This window comes from Luteolibacter sp. LG18, assembly GCF_036322585.1.
In the GTDB taxonomy this organism is placed as follows: Bacteria; Verrucomicrobiota; Verrucomicrobiia; order Verrucomicrobiales; family Akkermansiaceae; genus Luteolibacter.
This window is the reverse complement of sequence record NZ_AP024600.1, coordinates 3,727,699-3,746,585: the sequence shown is the minus strand read 5'-3', so window position 1 is coordinate 3,746,585 and position 18,887 is coordinate 3,727,699. Positions and strand designations below refer to the sequence as shown.

At 63.3% G+C, this 18,887-nt stretch carries 16 protein-coding genes; 2 read left to right on the top strand and 14 right to left on the bottom strand.

Going from position 1 to position 18,887, the window contains the following annotated elements; genetic code table 11:
* Positions 1–24: 24 nt before the first annotated feature.
* The gene (locus tag llg_RS15010; RefSeq protein WP_338285494.1) at positions 25–1,053 is read left to right on the top strand and encodes a hypothetical protein; all 1,029 of its coding nucleotides are present in this window, start codon (positions 25–27) and stop codon (positions 1,051–1,053) included.
* Between the two features lie 75 nt (positions 1,054–1,128).
* A complete protein-coding gene (locus llg_RS15005) occupies positions 1,129–1,932 on the top strand; it encodes a DUF3108 domain-containing protein (protein ID WP_338285493.1) in 804 nt (267 codons plus the stop codon).
* On the opposite strand, the gene llg_RS15000 is transcribed toward llg_RS15005, so the two are convergent.
* From llg_RS15000 to llg_RS14935, 14 genes are all read right to left on the bottom strand, one after another.
* A complete protein-coding gene (locus llg_RS15000) occupies positions 1,933–3,171 on the bottom strand; it encodes a M20 family metallo-hydrolase (RefSeq protein ID WP_338285492.1) in 1,239 nt (412 codons plus the stop codon).
* Positions 3,172–3,242: 71 nt separating this feature from the next.
* A complete protein-coding gene (locus llg_RS14995) occupies positions 3,243–3,656 on the bottom strand; it encodes a VOC family protein (protein ID WP_338285491.1) in 414 nt (137 codons plus the stop codon).
* 79 nt (positions 3,657–3,735) lie between these two features.
* Positions 3,736–4,062, bottom strand: coding sequence for a hypothetical protein (locus llg_RS14990; protein ID WP_338285490.1), 327 nt, complete (start codon positions 4,060–4,062; stop codon positions 3,736–3,738).
* 59 nt (positions 4,063–4,121) lie between these two features.
* Positions 4,122–5,789: a glutamine--tRNA ligase/YqeY domain fusion protein gene (locus llg_RS14985; protein ID WP_338285489.1), complete on the bottom strand. Its 1,668-nt coding sequence runs from the start codon at positions 5,787–5,789 to the stop codon at positions 4,122–4,124.
* A 98-nt stretch (positions 5,790–5,887) separates the two neighbouring features.
* Positions 5,888–6,265: a GxxExxY protein gene (locus llg_RS14980; RefSeq protein WP_338285488.1), complete on the bottom strand. Its 378-nt coding sequence runs from the start codon at positions 6,263–6,265 to the stop codon at positions 5,888–5,890.
* A 33-nt stretch (positions 6,266–6,298) separates the two neighbouring features.
* Entirely contained in the window at positions 6,299–7,639 is a 1,341-nt protein-coding gene (locus tag llg_RS14975) for a dipeptidase (RefSeq protein ID WP_338285487.1), read from the bottom strand.
* Positions 7,640–7,682: 43 nt separating this feature from the next.
* Positions 7,683–8,429, bottom strand: a complete 747-nt coding sequence (locus tag llg_RS14970) for a TIGR02206 family membrane protein (protein WP_338285486.1) — start codon at positions 8,427–8,429, stop codon at positions 7,683–7,685.
* A 38-nt stretch (positions 8,430–8,467) separates the two neighbouring features.
* Positions 8,468–8,755 carry a hypothetical protein gene (locus llg_RS14965; protein WP_338285485.1) on the bottom strand — a complete coding sequence of 96 codons (288 nt, stop codon included), beginning with the start codon at positions 8,753–8,755 and terminating at the stop codon, positions 8,468–8,470.
* 62 nt (positions 8,756–8,817) lie between these two features.
* Positions 8,818–9,213, bottom strand: a complete 396-nt coding sequence (locus tag llg_RS14960) for an NYN domain-containing protein (protein ID WP_338285484.1) — start codon at positions 9,211–9,213, stop codon at positions 8,818–8,820.
* A 74-nt stretch (positions 9,214–9,287) separates the two neighbouring features.
* A complete protein-coding gene (locus llg_RS14955) occupies positions 9,288–9,551 on the bottom strand; it encodes a hypothetical protein (protein WP_338285483.1) in 264 nt (87 codons plus the stop codon).
* Positions 9,552–9,631: 80 nt separating this feature from the next.
* Positions 9,632–12,025, bottom strand: coding sequence for a c-type cytochrome domain-containing protein (locus llg_RS14950; protein WP_338285482.1), 2,394 nt, complete (start codon positions 12,023–12,025; stop codon positions 9,632–9,634).
* A 96-nt stretch (positions 12,026–12,121) separates the two neighbouring features.
* A complete protein-coding gene (locus llg_RS14945; RefSeq protein WP_338285481.1) occupies positions 12,122–14,923 on the bottom strand; it encodes a PSD1 and planctomycete cytochrome C domain-containing protein in 2,802 nt (933 codons plus the stop codon).
* Positions 14,920–17,331, bottom strand: a complete 2,412-nt coding sequence (locus llg_RS14940; protein WP_338285480.1) for a PPC domain-containing protein — start codon at positions 17,329–17,331, stop codon at positions 14,920–14,922. The genes llg_RS14945 and llg_RS14940 overlap by 4 nt, the downstream gene beginning before the upstream one ends.
* Complete coding sequence (locus tag llg_RS14935; RefSeq protein ID WP_338285479.1) at positions 17,328–18,656, bottom strand: DUF1501 domain-containing protein; 1,329 nt, start codon at positions 18,654–18,656, stop codon at positions 17,328–17,330. The genes llg_RS14940 and llg_RS14935 overlap by 4 nt, the downstream gene beginning before the upstream one ends.
* Positions 18,657–18,887 lie beyond the last annotated feature (231 nt).

The following is an 18,887-nucleotide window of genomic DNA, read 5'->3' as shown; positions in this document are numbered from 1 at the left end:
TACACCTTCATTCAGAGCACCAAGATGCCATCTCCTCATGACGATTTAATTAATCAATATAGTGCATTGCACACACGATATGAATCATTTTCATCTCGCTTAGAGGCACTCTTGAGAGACTTGCTCGACACTCGATCAATTCGAAGACACTTCTCAGAATCCCGAGCTAAATCTCTCGACAGCCTACGAGAAAAAATCAACCGCCCAGGCAAGAATTACAAAGGAAACTTATCTTCAGTTCCTGATTTGGCCGGCATCAGGATCGTTCTTTATTACGAAGACGATGTGCCTCGAGCTGGAGAAGTAATCCGAGAAGAGTTCAATATTGTCGAAAAAGAAGAAACACATCAACCAGACGGATACTCACCAGATCAATTCGGGTATCTGTCACTACATTTTATCATTTCCCTAAATGAAGCTCGGTCTGCATTACCGGAATGGAAAATCTATGCAGACATGAAGGCGGAAATCCAAATTCGAACAGTTTTGCAACATTCTTGGGCGGCAGTCTCTCATGCACTTCAGTATAAAAAAGAAGCCGATGTTCCCCGCAGCCTCAGACGGAAACTTTTCAGATTAGCAGGACTATTTGAACTCGCCGACGAAGAGTTTGTGGCTATTCGCGATAAAGCCTCAACATTACAAGCTGAATCTGAAACTGCATTAAGAGGTGATAAAAGCTTAGTCGAAATCGACATACCTACAATAATAAGTTTTCTTGCAGATTCCCACGCAGCAGCGCAAATGCAAGAAACACTGGAAATGATGGGCTTTCAGTTCGATGACATTAAAGGTTTGGAAAGTGAGCTTGTTGAGCACGCTGACAAATTAAATCTGAAAAGCATGGCCGAAATAGAGGATCTTGCAAAAAATTTCCGATTGCAGTTTTTTGAAGAAATATTCACCGACCCTTGGATAGTCAATAGATCCTTCGTTTTAATATTAGCAATGATAGACAAATACACCAAAAGCTTCACCAAGAATTACCTTAAATCGTTCGGCTGGGGAGACACCGTCATAGAAAGGGTATTAACTGCAGCCAAGAATAAATAATTTTCTATTTTTCTCAATCAGACAGTAACGTAATTTACGTTTGCAGTCTTGGACGACCGGAGCATGCTAGCGGCCATGCGTTTCCTGCCCGCCGTGGCCGCTTGGGGCCTGACATTCGCTCCCGCCCTGGCCGCCGCCCCCGCGTGGCAGGCAGGACTCACTCCCTTCAACTCCCCCGCCCATCCCCGGCTCGCGCCCTGCGCGCTGGAATACCGGGCCAGTTGGAAGGGCCTGCTGGATGCCGGGAAGATCCGGATCGAGTTCGGCAATCCCGCGAACGCCAAGGGCGGTTCGTTCGTCGCCACTTCCCACGGCGAAAGCACCGGCCCGGCCTCGGCCTTGTTCGATTTCAAAAGTTGGTACTGGTCCGAGATGGAGTCCGGATCGCTCCGTCCGAAGATCTTCCACAGTGTCGAGGATCTGGAGAAGCGCCGGGTCACCTATCACCTCGATTATTCGCCGAAGGGCGTGGACTGGAGCCGCAACACCCGCATCTTCGCGACCGGATTCCAGTATGACACCAAGGGCGCCTTCGCCTTCACCCCCGTCCACGACCTGTTCTCGTCGATGCTCTTCGTCCGCGGGCGGAAGCTGGACAATGGGGACACCGTATCCTTCGTGATCCAGCCGGGTGACGATCCCTATCTGGTCAACGCCCATGTCGACAACCGAGAGGCCCACGATGGCCGTTCCTCCATCCGTCTCACGGTGAAGATGCTAAAGATCGACACCACCAGCCTGGCGCTGCTGCCCTACAAGAAGCTCAAGGAGGCCACGCTCTGGCTCAGCGACGATGCGGATCGCATCCCGTTGGAAATCCGCGCGGGCGTGTTCATCGGTGATGTGAGAGTCACCTTGGCCGGACAGGCGAAGTATTGATCAGCCTCCCACGAGGAAGGACTTGAGGAAGCGGAACACCACCTCGATGGCTGCGCCGACGTCCTTCTCCGCCACGAACTCGTCGGGATGATGACTGAGGCCGCCCCGGCAGCGGACGAAGAGCATCGCGATCGGGGCGACCTGCGCCATGATCACCGCGTCATGACCCGCACCGCTGGCGAGGCGCGGCACCGCACCGGTGGCGGTGGTGAGCGCCCCGGCCAAACGGCGGCCGAGTTCCACATCGCAGCTCACGCCATCGTGATCCAGGACCACCCGCCACTCGAGCTTCAGGCCACGCTGGGTGACGATGGCGGAGCAGCGGGCGCGGAGTTTTTCCAGAAACTCGGCGCGGACCGCATCCTCGGGATGGCGCAGGTCCAAGGTGAAGGAGGCGACTCCCGGGACCGAATTGCTGGTGCCGGGATCGATCTGCATCTTGCCCACGCTGGCCAGCAGCGGTGGGTTCTCGCGGGCCATCTTCTCGATTGCCAGCAGGCACTCGGCGGCGCCGGTGAGGGCGTCGTGGCGCAGCTCCATGGGCGTGGTCGCCGCGTGCTCGGCCCTGCCCCGGACGGACCCCACCACCCGGCTTTGACCACAGATCGCCGTGACCAATCCCGCGGGCTGCCCGGCCTCCTCGAGCACCCGCCCCTGCTCGATGTGAACTTCCAGAAATCCCCGCGCGCTGCCCGGTGCATATTCGATGTCAGTGGAATCCTCGGTCCAACCCGCCAGCGCGAGGAAGGTCGAAAGCGTCGTGTTCGTGTCATCCCGCAGCGCGTAAGTTGCCTCGTCGAAGTCCCCGCACACGCCCCGGCTGCCCAGGTAGGTGGTGTGGAAACGGACACCTTCCTGGTCCGCGAATCCCAGCAGATGGACCGGCACCGGCAGCACGATGCCGTCCGCCGCCAGCCGTTCCAAGGCCGCCAGGCCGACCACGATGCCGAGCACGCCGTCGTATTTGCCCGCGCCCACCGCCGTGTCGAAATGGGAGCCGATGAGCAGCGGCAGCGCCCGCGGCTGGGTGCCGGGCAGCACGCCCCGCACCGTGCCCATCGCATTGTGGGACACCTGCATCTTGATCTCCTCCATCCACGCCATCAGCCGCGAGGCCACCTCGCGGCTGGCGGGCGAGAGCAGGGTGCGGGTAAGCCGCCCCTTTTCCTCGCTGAGATTCCCCAGTTCCTTGATCCGCTCAAGGGCAAGACGGAGGGTGTTATCCGCGGCTTCGCTCATGGGATTCCGGTATCCCCCATCCTGCCGCCCTAACGGACAAGAGGCAAGATGGAAGCGAGGCGAAGCCCCGGTTAGTAGGTCGGCCAGACGCCCGGCGTCAGCAGCTCGAGGAGGTGGCCGTCGGGATCGCGGAAATAGAGGCTGGTGCCGCCGTGGGGCCAGGTGAAACGGCTCTCGACGACAATCCCGGAGTCGGCCAGCCGCGCCTCCCAATCGGCCAGACTCTCCGCCGGAATACTGAGCCCGAGGTGCGACGCCCCGTTCGTGCCATGCGGCGGAATGAACCCGAACGGCAGATGGCTGCCCTCCGGATCGCTCCCCCGCCGGAACAGCAGCAGGACCTGTTTCCCGCCCACGTCGAGCGCGCAGAAGCGCGCGTCCTGCGCCATCACCGGATACCCGAACAGCCCGTGGTAGAAATCCCGGGCCCGGCCGATGTCCTCGACCGACAGGCAGGTTTCCAGGATCGCACTGGGAAGCGGCATACCGGTCAGTCTAGACCGGATCGGCACGCAATGCAGCCTCGAAAGGACAGCTCTATATTTCTCGCCCGCCAACACTCCGTCACGACGGTTCATCCCCCTCGTCCCACCGAACTTCGGCTTTGTCGGTCAACCAGCGAACCAGCACCCATGCCTTCAAAACCCTCGCCTCGCGATCGAGGACAGTGACCCGGAAACTGTGCGCGCCGAAACCACCCCAGATAAAGGGACTGGTGAAAAAACCACCGCGTTCCATCTGGGTAAGTTGCACTCCTTCACGGATCGACCAGCGGACCAAGGCCGCGCGTGCCAACGCTCGACGGAACCAGAACATCCCCCAGTAAAGGATGCACCCCGTCACAGTCCCGACGAGGACACTGACGATGTGCGGGGTAAGCGCGAGGGCCATCACGACCGCATGGCTAGCATACGATCGTGACTGGAAACAGGACGAGTTTGCAGGCGAGCTTACTTCTGCTTCGCCCACGAATCGCGGAGCGGGACGGTGCGATTGTACACCACCTTCGTTCCCGCAACGTGGTCCTTGGCATCGGCGATGAAATAGCCGGTGCGCTCGAACTGGCAGCGGAAACCGGGCTCCACCGTGGCGGCGGAGGGCTCCACCTTCGCGGCCACCACCTTGAGGGCGTCCGGGTTGATCACGGACAGGAAGCCGCCTTCGGCACCATCCGGATCCTCCACGGTGAACAAGCGGTCGTAGAGGCGAACCTCGGCGTCCACGCCGTGGGTGGCGCTGACCCAGTGGATCGCGGCCTTGCAGACCACGCCTTCCGGCGTATCCGCGCCCATCGTGCCGGGCAGGAACTCGGCGCGGACCTCGGTGATGGTACCATCCTCCGCCTTCTCGTAACCGGTGCATTTCACAATGTAGCCGCCGCGCAGGCGGACGTAACGTTCCGGCCCGAGGCGGAAGAATTTCTTCGGCGGGTCCTCCATGAAATCCTCGCGCTCGATCCACACCTCACGGGTGAGGGCGATCTTGCGGGTGCCATCCTCCGGGTTCTCCGGATTGTTGACGACCTCGACGTCCTCCTCGTGGCCGTCGGGCCAGTTGGCGAGCACGAGCTTGAGCGGGTCGAGCACGGCCATGCGGCGCGGCGCGGTCTTGTTGAGATGGTCGCGGACCTCGTATTCCAGCAGCGCCACGTCGGTGGTGCCGTTGTACTTGGTGATGCCCACGCGCTTGCAGAAATTGCGGACCGCCTCCGGCGTGTAGCCGCGGCGGCGGATGCCGGAGATCGTCGGCATGCGCGGATCGTCCCAACCGGAAACATGGTTTTCCTTCACGAGTTGGAGCAGCTTGCGCTTGCTCATCACCGTGTAGGTCAGGTTGAGGCGGGCGAACTCGATCTGGCGCGGTTTCGACGGCACCGGGCAGTTGTCGATGAACCAGTCGTAAAGCGGGCGATGGTTCTCAAACTCCAGCGTACAAAGCGAGTGGGTGATGTGCTCCAGCGCGTCCTCCAGCGGGTGCGCGAAGTCATACATCGGGTAGATGTGCCACGCATCGCCGGTGTTGTGGTGCTCCGCGTGCAGGATGCGGTAGAGCGCCGGGTCGCGGAGGTTCAGGTTCGGCGACGCCATGTCGATCTTCGCGCGCAGGATGCACTCGCCCTCCTTGAACTCGCCCGCCTTCATGCGGGCGAAAAGGTCGAGGTTCTCCTCCACGCTGCGGTCGCGGTAAGGCGAGGGCGTGCCGGGGACGGTGAGGTTGCCGCGGTTGGCGCGCATTTCCTCGGACGTCTGATGGTCCACGTAGGCCTTGCCGTTCTTGATGAGATGGATGGCGGACTCGTAGTAGAAATCGAAGTAGTTGCTGGCGTAGTAGAGGTTCTCGCCCCACTCGAAGCCGAGCCACTTCACATCGGTCTTGATGCTCTCGACGTACTCGGTCTCCTCCTTCTCCGGGTTGGTGTCGTCGAAGCGCAGGTGGCAGCGCGCGCCCGGGTGTTCCTGGGCGATCCCGAAGTTCAGGCAGATCGACTTCGCGTGGCCGATGTGGAGGTACCCGTTCGGCTCCGGCGGGAAGCGGGTGATCGTGGTCTCATGTTTGCCGGACGCGAGGTCGCCGGCGATGATCTCGCGGATGAAGTCGAGCTTGGGAGAATCGGACATAACGGGAAAAGACTGGAACCACGAAAAACACGAAAGGGCACGAAAGTTTGCCGTCGGGATTCGGGTGGATAGAAGGAGGATTGGCGATCGTCAGGATTTCAGAGGACGATTCTTCTGATTTCGATTTTCTGATTTTTAAAATTGAGAATCACCCCCACCCGCAAGCCGGTGATGCGCAAATAATTGATCATTTGCCCGACTTCGTGGGTGGTGATGCGTTCGATGGTCTTGGTATCCACGATAACCGACCCGAAGGCTACCAGATCCGGAACAAATTCACCGACCCGAAATCCCTTGTAGTCCACCGGATAGCGCGGCTGCTGCTGGCACGGGATGCCGCGGAGCCCCAATTCCCGGAACAAGGCATTCTCATACGGTTTCTCTAGAAGGCCATAGCCGAGCACCCGGTGTACCTCGATGGCGGCATCCAGAATCCGGCCGACCTCCTCCTTGAGCAGCAAGCCAGACTCCTCCATTTCGTGAAATTTCGTGCCTTTCGTGGTTGAAAATCAACCAGCGAGCTCCTCCAGCAGCAACTGGTTGAGGCGGATGCCAGCCTCGAAGTTCTCCACCGGGAAGTTCTCGTCCGGGGCGTGGACCTGGGAATCGGCCAGCGCGAGGCCCAGCAGCAGGGTGTCGACCCCGAGCACGCTGCGGAACGACTGGACGATCGGGATGCTGCCACCCTCGCGGATGAGCACCGGATCGGAGCCAAAAGCCTTGCGCAGGGCGTTCTGGGCGGCCTGGCCGAAGCTGGAATGCGGGTCGGTGGCGTAGGGTTTGCCGTCGTGGCCGACCTCGATCTCCATGGTCAGGCCCGGCGGGCAGTTCCACTCCAGGTGCTGGCGGACCTTTTCCATGATGTCGGCGGGGTCCTGGTCCGGCACGAGGCGGAAGGACAGCTTCGCGAAAGCTTCGGCGGGCAGGACGGTCTTCGAGCCCTCGCCCTGGTAGCCGCCGCCGATGCCATTGACCTCGGCGGTCGGGCGGGCCCAGGTGCGCTCGGCCGAGCTGTAGCCGGGTTCACCGTAGAGCGCCGGGGAGCCGGTGAAGTGGAGGAACTGGGCATCGGTCACGCCCGGGATCTTCGCCCACATCTCATGCTCCCACGCCTCCAGCGGGCGGACGTCCTCGTAGAAACCATCGACCGCCACCTTGCCGTTCGGCTCGTGGAGGCTGGAGATCAGCCGGGCGATGCCAGCCGCCGGGTTCGCCACCGCGCCCCCGAAGATGCCGGAGTGCAGGTCCGCCTTCGGACCGCGCAGGGTGACCTCGCAGCACGCGATGCCGCGCAGGCCGTAACTGAAGGTGGGGACGCCGGGACCGACCATGCCGGTGTCGGAAATGGCGATCACGTCGCATTTCAGCAGCTCGGCGTTCTCGCGCAGGAACGGCAGCAGGTTCGGGCTGCCGATTTCCTCCTCGCCCTCGAAAAGGAAGGTCAGGTTCACCGGCAGTTCGCCCTTCTCGCGGAGGGTCTTCTCGACCCCGAGGACATGGGCGAGCATCTGGCCCTTGTTGTCGGCGGAACCGCGGGCCCAGATCTTGCCATCGCGGATGTCTGGTTCGAACGGCGGAGTGGTCCAGAGGTGGAGCGGATCGACCGGCTGGACGTCGTAGTGACCGTAGATGAGCACCGTGCGACGACCGGCGACGTGCTCGTTTTTCGCCACCACGATCGGGTGCTTCGCCGTCTCGTGGAGAGAGGCCTGGAGGCCCATGCCATTGAGCTTTTCGATCAACCACCCGGCGCAGGCACGGACGTCGTCCGCATGGCGGGAATCGGTGGAAACACTGGGAAAACGGAGAAATTCGAACAGGTCTTTTAATTCGGGCGTCACGATCATCATGGTGACTAACAGAGCGTCGCCGCCGCAAGACGAATGTCTGTATTTACAATGCCGGTTCTGCCACAATCCTTGGTCCGGAACGCCGTGCAAATGGCAATAGCAGCAGTCCGTAAAGGGTGAACGCCACGGCTTGCAGGGTGAGCAGATACCACGGCTCCGGCCCCATGTAATCGAACAGCGTGCCGACGGCGGGCTTGTGGTTGAGGAAGCCGTAGTTCGATTCCAGTAGCACGTTCAGCCCGAACACCACCGCCATGTAGACCCAACTCCAGAACACGGCCCGCTTGAACGCGCCGGGCTGCGGCCGGATCCCGGCCCCGAACACCAAGGCCAGCGCGGCCACCGGCACCCCGCCATGCTGGACGAAAAACGCGTAATACTCGGGCGTGTCCCAATCGAAATACAGCGTCGGCGTCAGCAGCCCCTGCACCGTCCCCGCCAGCCCCCAGAAATAGCCCATCTCAGTCCAGCGCTGGCGGCGGGTGACGAGGGCCACGGCAAGCACCAGCGAGACCACGTCGCAGAGATACAACGGCAGCGCCGTTTCCCGGACCAAGCGCCCGGCCAAGGCCACGTCCTCATCGTGCCGGTAGCGCAGCCAGGTCAGCAGTGGATCGAGCGACACCGCGATCACCAGCAGGGCCGCGAGGATCGTGTTCGCCCGCTGTTTCACCGCGTCCGACACCTTCGTGGAGCGGTTCAAACGGATCATGCCGACCGAGGCCACGGCGGTGGCGACGAGGGCCGTCCAGTGCGACAGGCCGTAGGAAACAAACTCGCGGGAATCCATGTGCGCCGATACTGCCGAACGGCTGCTTTTCTAGCAACTCATTCGCGATCGATCTTTTCGCGCTCCTCCCGGATCACGGCGAGCGCGTCGTAGAGCGCGAAGATCATCACGGCGGAGGTGAGCAGCGCGCAGGAACCCCACCAGGCGGTGAACCACAGGATGTTTTTCGACAGCCAACCCGCGATCAACCACAGGCCGATGGCCATCATGCCCAGCGCCACCATCAGCATCCGGCCGAGGATCCGGCGCCGCATCGGACGGTCGTGCAGGATCGCACGGGCGAGCCCGAGAATGACCACGATCCAACTGACCTTGCGTTCCGACATGACCGGGAAAGTTGACGACGAAACCGTCCGCCCGGACCAGCGAATTCGACGCAACAGCGCCCCTACCCCTCCATCAGGATCTCCAGCGCCGCGATCCGCATCGTCTCCGCGCCGAAGGTCGAGGAAGTCATCAGCACCATCCGGTCGTCACTGGCCACGCGGACCTGGTCGCGGGTGGCAAAACGGGCCGCCAGCCGCTCGATCACCGTGTCGGCCGTCTCACCGTCGCGGGAGTAGAGGATGAGAATGCCGTCCTCGTTGCCGCCTTCGATCCCCCGCTCCGCCTGCTTGCCATCGAACACGACGACTACCTTCCAATCCGAGGCATCTCCGAAGCGCTGGAGCCACTTCACCAGCTCCAGCCGCGCGAGGTAGCGGGTGGGACCACGGTGCAGGCTGGCGAACCGCGGGATCGAGAAAATCGCGCTGTGGCCATCGACAATCAGGAGACGCTCCACGCCTGAAAAAGAAACAGGCCGGATGCGCCTGGCAACCGGCCTGTTTCAAAAAATGGTTTGGAAATCCCGGGGGATTACTCCTCGCCGGCTTCACCGGTCTCAGGAGCCTCGCCTTCGGCTTCCTTCTTGGCGACCTTCTTGGCCGGAGCCTTCTTGGCGGCCACCTTCTTCGCGGCGGGAGCAGCCTTCTTGGCGGCGGACTTCTCCTCGGTGGAAGCAGCCTTCTTCGTGGAGGACTTCTTCTTCACGATGCCTCCGAGCTTCGCCTGTTCCTTCTTCCGCTTCAGATAGTCCGAACGGCGCTTGCGCTTGATGACCTTGTTGGATTGCTGTCCCATGGTTGGTGGCGGGCGGTCTAACCTGCTGGCAGCCCGGGGGCAAGGCGAAATCGACGGTGGATTTCAGAAATGGAAATCCATCACTTCCGCAGGGCGGTCAGATAGGCGGCTTTGAGGTCGTCCGCCTTCAGGGAACCGGCCAACAGTTTCACGGTCAACGACTCGATGGAATCCCCCAGCGCCACCAGCTTCCGTTCGTCCGCGGCCAGGGTTTCCGCCCGGCTGGCGAGGCTGGAATCGAGGGCGGAGAGGGTGATCCGCCCCTCCTCGCGGTGAGCCTTGGCGGCGGGATCGTCGAGCTTGGCGGCAAAGGCGGCGCGCTCCGTCCGTTTCGCCGCGAGGGCCGCGGTCTGGGCGGCGATCGATTCCGTCAAATCCCGGAACTCCGCCTGCTGGTCGGTGGCGGTCTGGGTGAGCTGGCGGGCACCGTCACGAGCGTCGAGAGCGCGGGTATTGATGGCCGCGGCCTGCCAATGCTTCTCGGCTTTCTGAAGGGTGGGCACGCGGGCCTTCGCGGCCTCGAGCTCGGCACGGGCGTCATTGAGCCCCTTTTCAAACGCGGGCACCTCTTTCTTGCGGGTGGCCAGGGTCTCATCCACCGGTTTGATCCGCTCCCCGGCGGCCAAGGCGGCGCGGGCACTGCCTTCCAGCACACCCGGCAAGGTCTTCTCCTCGGCTTCCAAGCCGTCAAGCTGCTGGCGGAGATTCGCCAGCTTCTCCCCGAGCTCGCGGTGCTTTCCTTCCATCGCGGCCAGTTCCGGAGGATTCCGCTGGTCCTCGGGCTGGGCGGCCAGGGCCTGCCGTTTCGCCTCCAGCTCCTTCACGGCGTTGCTTTCCTCCGCCATCAAACGCTCGAGCTCCGCACGGCGAGCTCCGATGCCCTGCCGGAGCTGCTCCAGCTTCCCGCGGACCTCGGCCTCCCCCTTCTTCGCGGCCTCGTGGATCATCCTTGCCTGCTTGGCCGCCTCCTCGGCATCGACCACGGCCTTTTTCGATCCCTCGAAGGCTTTGGTGGCCTCCACCACCTTGGCCTCGGCGGCAGTGATCGCGCCGGCCGCGCTCTGGATCTGCTCCGTCAGCGACGCAAGGCGGCTGGCGATTGATGGCGGCGCGGCGATGAACTCCCCGGCCTGCTTCCCATCAGCGGTGGTGTAAACGCGGATCGTCCCCTGATAGTCCGCCACGAACGCCCGGCCACCATCCGCGGACAGCACCGCCGCCGTCGGCAGCGCGGGCAAGTCCTTCGCCAGCTCCTTGGCCGGGCTGAAATCCGGTTTCCACAGCCGGACCTTCTTGTCGCGGCCGGTCGTGACGAACGAACCATCCCGTGCGAACGCAAACGCGGTCACCCCGCCCGGGTGCGCGTCGAGCTTCTTCACCTCGGAGCCACCGTTCATTTCCCAGAACCGGACGGTGCCGTCCTCGGAGGCCGTCGCTAGGAGATTCGAGTCCGTCCGGAACGCCGCCGCGGAGATCGCCGCCTGATGGGCACGCAGGGTGTGGAACTCATTGCCGCTCTCCGCCTCCCACACCCACACGCCGCCATTGCGGTCGCCCGAGGCCACGAGGATGCCATCCGGGGAGATATCCAGCGCCGTGATCCAATCGGTGTGCTTCTTGATCGAGGCGATCGGCGCGCCGGTCTGGCTGTTCCAGAGCTTGAGCAACTTCGAGGGGCCGCCGGTGGCGACCACGTCGAACCCGGGCCGGATATCGGCGGCCAGGATCGAATCGAACTCTTTCGCCACCGTCAGCGCGCGTTCGCCGGTCTTCACGTCGAAGGTCACCGTCACGCCCGATTTCCCCGGCGTGCCGCCGCCGACGATCAGGTAGCGGCCATCCGGCGTGAACGCCAGCGACACCGGATCGCCCTCCGGAAACGGCAGCACCGCCACCAGTTCCAGCGTCTCCGCATGATGGAGCAACACCTGCCGTTGCCCGGTGATAGCGATCAGCGGCGCCCACGGCGAGGCCACCATCGAATGCACGGCGGACGCCCGCTTGGTGGTGACCGTCGGTTCCAGGCGCAGGTGCTCGGGCATCGGCGGCGGTCCTTCCGGCTTCGCGCCCGGATCGGATTTCAGTGCGGTTTCGAACTTCGGTTTCGAGGGCTTCCTCGCGGTCGAGTTCTTGTTCTCCAGCAGGCCGCCCTCGATCCATCCCTTCAACAAATCGATCTGCGCGGCCCCGAGCTTCTCACCCTCCGGCGGCATCTTCGGATCGGTGGTCTGGAGGCACACCGCAATGATCTTCGAGCCCTTGTCGCCGGGCTCGGCGATCTTGCCGCCGGAGCCGCCCTTCATTGCGCCGGAGTAGGTCGAAAGGTCGAGCCCGCCCTTGGTCTTGTCCGGGTTGTGGCAGTTCAGGCACGATTGTTGGAACAGCGGGAAGATCTGGTCGTCATACGTGATCTTGTCCTCCGCGAAAGCAACTACCGGAGCAAGGAGAAGGAATTGGAAACCGCGAATGGACACGAATGAACGCGAATGGAGGCGGTTCTTCGCAGGAAGAAACCGGCCCAAGATCTTTTTCAACTCGTGGAGATTCGTGACCATGCGTGGTTGGAAAAATCAGTGATTGAAGATGAATTCCTTCGAGTTCAGCAGCGCCCAGAAGACGTCCTCCAGCACCTCGCGCGTTTCCTCGGGCTTGGTCACGTCCTTGGTGGCGGCGAGCAGGTTGGTGAGTTCCGGATCGGTGGGCGCGCGGCCGAGCGTGGAGAGGTAGAGGTTGGTGATCACCTCGCTCGGCGATTTCTTGTCCTTGAGGTAGGTCTCGACGATCTTGCCATTGCGGATGCGCTGCTGGGTGGTGTCGCCATTGAGGAGGTGCAGCGCCTGCGACAGGTTCGGCTCCATCTTCACCTCGCACGAGCAGGCGGTGGCGCGTGACGCGCGGCCGAAGGTGGTGAGGAAGTAGTTCGTCGTGTTGCCGTCCGCGATTTGCACCGCCCGCGCGCCGAGCGGCAGTCCCTTGAACTTGTTCGGCGTGTTGGTGACCTGCGAGATGCAATCGAGCAGCACCTCCGCGCGCACGCGGCGGATCGCGGCGTGGGAGAAATTGCGGTCATCGGTGACGTTCGTCTCGTTGGTGGCGCTGGCGAGCTGGTAGGTCCGCGAGGTGCAGATGTCCCGCACCAGTTTCCGGAAGTCGTAGTTGTAGGCCACGAACTTCTTCGTCAGTTCATCGAGGAGCGCCGGGTTCGACGGTGGATTCGATACGCGGACGTCATCCACCGGTTCGACGATCCCGGTGCCGAGGAAATGCGCCCACACGATGTTGGCCACATTGCGGGCGAACCACGGATTGTCGGTCGAGGTCAGCCATTTCGCCACCTCCTCGCGGCGGGTCTCGTTCTTGATCTCCGGGCGCGGCCCGCCGAGGAACTTCGGCGCGACGTTCTGCTTCGTGACCAGGTGCTGCACCTCGCCGCCGCCATCGAAGACGATGCGCTCGCGCGGGTCCTCCGCGGGCTTCCGCTTCACCTGCGCGAAGAACGCCGCGAAGCCGTAGTAGTCCTCCATCGTCCAGCGGTCGAAGGGATGGTTGTGGCACTGCGCGCACTGGATGCGGGTGCCCATGAACACCTGCGCGACGTTCTCGCTGGTCTTCAGCGGCTCCTCCTCGAGCTGGAAGTAATTCGTCGCCGGATTGGTGAAAGTGCCGCCCTCCGCCGAAAGCAACTGCCGGACGAGTTCGTTGAACGGCATGTTCGCGGCGATGCGCTCGCGCAGCCAGTTATAGTAGCCGAGCGCCGCCTTGTAGCTCACTTGGCTGCCGCCCTTCTGGAAGGTGCGGATCTGGAGCAGCTCCGCCCACTTCATCACCCACATCTCGGTGAACTCCTTGCGGGAAAGCAGTTGATCGACCAGCACCTCGCGCTTTTTCGCATCGTTGCTGGCAAGGAAGGCCTCGCGCTCCGGCACGCTCGGCAGCTCGCCGACGATGTCGATGAACGCGCGGCGGATGAATTCCTCGTCCGAGCACAGGCCGGAGGGCACGATGCGGAGCTTGTCCAGTTTGTCGTGGACCAGCTTGTCGATGTAGTTGTTCTCCGCCACCTCCGGCCGGGTGTAGGGCAGATCGGCGGGGACGACGATGGTCTGCGAGCCCTCGGTGAAGGTGTGGAAGCGTGCGAGCAGGAACGCCTCGCCGCGGTTCTTGGAGGCGGCGACGCCCTGGTGCTTGTCGATCGTCACCGAGTTGTCGTTCGAGGTCGAGAAGCCGGACAAAGTCGAAACATCGCGGTCCGTGCCATCGGAGTAGGTCGCGCGGACGGTGAGCGGCACGCGGATATCGCCGCCCTTGAGCACCATTTCCGAAGGCTCCACCGAGATGCCGGTCGGCTGCGGAATCCCGTCTGCATCGTATTCCGCGCCATTGCGGATCCACTCGACCAGCGTGTTGTAGGACGCGCTGTCCTTCGGGAACAACTTGCCGCCGGTGTGCGGCACCGCGCCGGTGGCCTTGGTCAGCATCAGCGAATCCTCCGGCATCGCCAGGTTGATGCGGCGACCCGCCATCTCGGTGGTGAGCCGCTGGAAGTCGCCCTTTGGATCGAATCCGTAGAGCGAAAGGTGGAAGCCATCCTGGCCGCGCGCGGAACCATGACATGAGCCGGTATTGCACCCCGCCGCCGTGAGCACCGGCATCACATCGAGTTGGAACGAAACCGGCCGCGGCTTGGTGGCATCCTTCACCGCCACCTCCACCTCGGTGGACAGCCCGCGGTATTCGATCTTGAGCGTGGTGGTGCCATCCTTCTTCGGCAGCAGCGTGGTCCCGGTCAGCGTGGCCAGCGTGGGATCGCCGAGCGTCAGCTTCGACTGGCGGGTGATGTCGTGGGTGGCGGAATCCTTGAAACGCGCGATGACGATCACGCGGTGGAAGTCCGCCGCCGTCTCCAGGCTCACCGATTTCGGGAACGCCTCGATCGACGCAAGCTGCGGGTCGGACGGGGCATCCCAGCGCGGCAGGGCGTTCTTCGACCGCGACGCCAGCGTCAGCCCATCCGGCCACGGCGCGCCTTCATTCACCCACTGCCGGATCAGCGTCTGCTCTTCCTCGGTGAGCGGTGGGCCCGACTTCGCCGGCGGCATCGCGTCCTCGTCGTCCTTAGGAAGGTGGAGGCGCTTGAGCAGCTCGGATTTCGCCGCGTTACCCGGTTCGATCGCCGCGCCGGAATCGCCGCCCTTGAGAAAGCCCTCGCGGGTTTCCATCAGCAGGTTGCCCTTGGTCTTGCCGGTCTGGTGGCATTCCACGCAGCGGGTTTCGAGAATGTCCTGCACCTTCTCGAAGGACGCGGCCTGCGAGACAAGGGTGGAGGCAAGCAGGGCAGCCGCGGCCCTTGCGATGGGGATCGGTCGGATCATGGCGTGCGCTGGCGGAGTTGTTCGAGACGGGAAAGCGGTTTCGCCGCCGGGGCGGCTGGAGCGGCGGGAGCTCCCGGCTCGGGAGGCTTTTCGGGCTGGGTGGCCTTCGCCACCGGCTGGCTCGGCTTGTCGATGCGCAGCGTGCCGCCCTGCCCCACCTGGTGCAGGATGGTCGTACCGTTCTCCGGCACCGTGACGCGGCAGAAGAGGTTGCCGTGCTTGTTCACCGGCGCATCTCCCGCGACGGTGAGCGGGAAGACGATCTCGGTCTTGTCCTTGTTGAAGGTCACCGGCGTGGTGGTCACGCCGCCCGGAAGGCCGAGCAACTCGGCGGTGGCGTCGCCATTGAAAGGATGCTGAACCTCCAGCTTGCAGGTCATCGGCGCGGCCTTGCCCTGCTCGGTCGCGGCCATGTCCATGGTCATCGTCAAATACGGCTCGACCACCTTCAGCGGCACCAGCGCGGAGGAAACCAGCACCGTGCCCTTCGGCGTCGGGGCCTCGGCCAGCACGCAGACCTTCCACTCCGCCACCGGCGCGTCGCCATTGGCATTGATCTCATACATCGCCTCGGACTGGCCCGCGGGAATCTGGATCGTGGTCGGCGCTCCGATGCCCGGCGGACTCCACAGGAAACGCACGGTGATGGCGTCGTTGTAACCCTCGGAACGGATCGCCCGCACCTTGAGCTGGAGGATGCCGTTGCGGACGATCGGCACCGCGGGCGGATCGAGCTCGATCTTCACCGGGGCCTCGTTGATCACCGCCATCGCGATGCGGTCGAGCGGCACGGAATGATACGAGCCCTGGTTGTTCACATCCACGAGGTGGATCGCATCTCCCAGCTCGCCCTTGAGCGCGGGACCGTCGCCGGTCGAGCGGACGCCGAGATGGTAAAGCGCGCCCGCCACCGGCGCATCGGCCTTCGCTTCGAACACCACCGGGAAACTGCTGGTCGATTTCGGCACGCCGGGCGCGTTCATCGTCACCCCTGCTGGCAGCGACGCCGCTTCCAGCACCATGTCGCAGGCGACGTTCTCGCGGGTGACGTTGATCAGGGCCGCATAGCGGTTGCCGCGCGGCACCACGAAGGTCTTCCATTTCTGGGAATTGTTCCGTTCCACCACCGGCATGGCGGCGGCGATGGCCGGCTCCTTGCGGAGGATTTCCAAGCGATAGGTATAATCCGGCCCGCCGCGACCGAGCTTGTCGCGCACCTCGAAAACATAGTCGCCATCCTCCGGGCAGGTCCACGCCAGCAGCGGATCGGGACCGCCCTGGTCGTCGTTTTCGCCGAGCTGCTTGCCGTCCTTCGCGGCGCGCAGCCGCAGCACGGCGTCGATCGGCGAGCGCAGCGCGCGGCCCATCACCTTCAGCACGAGGTTGTCGCCCTTCGCGGCATGAAACTTGTAGCAATCGACGTCGTCCTTCTGTTCCAGAATCCCCTGTCCCGCGCACGGGATCGCGGGAAGCTGCGTGGCCTGCTCGCGTGAATTGTTCGGCTCGGTTTCCTCCGCATGCTCGAGCGGTGACACCACCACCTGGTTCGCGGAGGGAGCCAGCAACCCGTCCACGCTGGCGAACAAGGGAAAACGCTCCGTGTTCTGCGGCAGCGTCTCCTTCTTGACGATCGGACCCGCCGGATCCCCGATGAGGCGGAACTCCAGTGTCTCGCCCGGCTTGCCGCCCGGTGGGAACACCGCCGATGGCCGGGGGAAGGAACCGATGTGCAGGCGGTAGTCGCACTGGTCCGTGCCCTCATACGCGGCCTCCCGGACCACCACGCGGTAATCGCCGTCCTCCGGCGCGATGATCGTGGCGAAGGCGTCGTTCTTCAGCAGCGGAGCGTCGTCGCACGACGCCACCTCGAACTTCCGCGGATCGAGGATGGCCACGTAGGGATCGAACATCGTCCGCCCCAGCCGCATGCCCTCGACCTCCACCGACAGCCGCTGGCCCTTCTTCAAACTACACACATAGTAGTCCTCGTCCTCGTTACCCGCCACCCCGGCGACGGTGACATTGAGGTCCACCTTCTGCGGCTGGTCGAAGCTGTTGTTCGGCTCCACCTCCGCCACCGTGGGAAACTGTCCGACCCAGAACGTCCGCAGCTCGGTGAGGCCACCCGGCGAACGCAGCCGCAGCACGTGCTGGCCGAGATGGGCATCAGCAGCGATCACCAGCTTCGCCACCGCCTTCTTGCCGTCCTTCACCTCCAGGTCCTTCAGCGCGATCCCGGAGTCGTAGAACAGCGCCTCCTGCACCTCCTCCAGGCGATCGCCACGGAACTCCACCGCCACCTCCGTGCCCTGCTGGCCGCCACGGGGGACGATCAGCGAAAGCTCCGGGGAAAACGCGTGCAGCGCCGCGGGCAGCAACGCCAGGGCCATGGAAACCGCACGGGTCATGCCTTTTTCGCGAGGATGGAATCCAACACATGCCCGCCGTCGCAGATCTCGATCGGGCGGTTGCCCGGCGACATCAGCTCCTTGTCCGCGGTGATGCCGATCTGGTTGTACATCGTGGTGGCGAGGTCGGACACGGTCACCATGTCCTGCTCGGGTTCGCCGCCGAGCGCATCGGACGCGCCGTGGACGTAGCCCGCCTTCACGCCGCCGCCCGCGAGCATCACCGAGAACACCCGCGGCCAGTGGTCGCGGCCGCCGGTGGGATTGACCTTCGGCGTGCGCCCGAATTCCGAGGTTACCACCACCAGCGTGGAATCGAGCATCCCGCGCCGTTCGAGGTCCCGGATCAGGGTGGCAAGCGCCTTGTCCACCGGCGGCAGCTCCTTTTCGATCCCCGCCTTGAGATTGTCGTGATGGTCCCAACCGCCCGCGGTCAGGGACACGAAGCGCACCCCGCCCTCGATCAGGCGGCGGGCGAGCAGCATCCGCTGCCCGGCCTGGGTGCGGCCGTATTCATCCTTCAGCGCGTCCGGCTCGGCGGCGAGGTTGAAGGCCTCCCGCGCCTGTTGGGACGAGATCAGCTTGTAGGCGTGCTGGTAGAAGGCGTCCATCGAGTCCAGCGCGTCGGATTTCTCCAGCGTGCGGAAGTGGTGGTCCACTGTTTCCAGCAGCGAGCGGCGGCGCGCGAAACGTTCGTCGGACACACCCTTCGGCAGCGACAGGTCGCGGACCTGGAAATTGCCCTGTGCGGGATCGGACCCGAGCGCGAACGGACCGTAGGCCGACGACAGGAACCCGGAGTTCGCGAACTCGTTCGGCACCGACGGCACGCAGACATACGGCGGCAGGTTGTTCCGCGGCCCCATCTCGTGGGAAATGATCGAGCCCATCGACGGATACTCGACCGCCGGCGACGGCCGGTAACCGGTGAACATGTTGTGCGTGCCGCGCTCGTGGGCCGCCTCGCCGTGGGACATCGAGCGGATCACGGTGAACTTGTCCGCGATCTGGGCCAGGTCCTTCATGTGCTGGCCGAACTGGACGCCCTTCAGCTTGGTATCGATCGCGCCAAAGGGTCCGCGGTACTCCGCCGGAGCGAACGGTTTCGGGTCGAACGACTCCTGGTGAGCCAATCCGCCGGGGAGAAAGATGTGAATGATGCCTTTTGCAACGCCGTCCCGCAGCGGGTAGTCCTTCTGCGCTCCCATCGCCCGTTGCAGGAACCCCGGGAGCGTCATCCCGAGGCCTCCCAGCAGGCCCACGTAAAGGAACTCACGGCGGGAGGCGTAGCGATCGAGCGGATTGCCAGGGCAACAAGGTTTCATGGCGGAAGGCAGGGTTGGGTGTGCTCCGACGGCGGATCTTACAGGACAAACAACGACATGATCCCCATCGCTACCCACCGAAACGAATCCGCATGCAAAGGTATTTCATCGATTCGGAAAGTTTGTGTTCTCTTTCCGCAAAAATCTTTCGCCCCATGGAAACCGCGAATGGACGCCAATGCACGCGAATGAATGAAGATTCGGGTTGGACTTCCCCACCTCTCCTTTTCG